At 43.8% G+C, this 320-nt stretch carries 1 rRNA gene; it reads left to right on the forward strand.

The annotated features are described in order from the left end of the window. The first annotated feature begins 173 nt into the window (after positions 1 to 173). A 5S ribosomal RNA gene (gene rrf, locus AB986_RS17520) occupies positions 174 to 290 on the forward strand. Positions 291 to 320: the final 30 nt, after the last annotated feature.

Here is a 320-nt window from a genome sequence, read left to right on the forward strand (position 1 = left end):
GAAGTGAAAGAATGGGCAAGAATGTAGCCTGCGGAACTAGACATTCTTATTGGAATCGTTGTGAGTGCTATCTAGTCTTCAGGGAATAAAATTTCTCTTGAAAACAGTGACCGAATATAGTATGATATATTTTGTCTCTGGTTAATCACATAATAGTGGAAACCAGTAATGAGTCTGGTAATGATGGCGAAGAGGTCACACCCGTTCCCATGCCGAACACGGAAGTTAAGCTCTTCAGCGCCGATGGTAGTTGGGGGATCTCCCCCTGCAAGAGTAGGACGTCGCTGGGCAATGATGAAAAGTCAGAGATCAAATGATCT

The organism is Guptibacillus hwajinpoensis (genome assembly GCF_001039475.1).
GTDB lineage: Bacteria > Bacillota > Bacilli > Bacillales > Guptibacillaceae > Guptibacillus > Guptibacillus hwajinpoensis.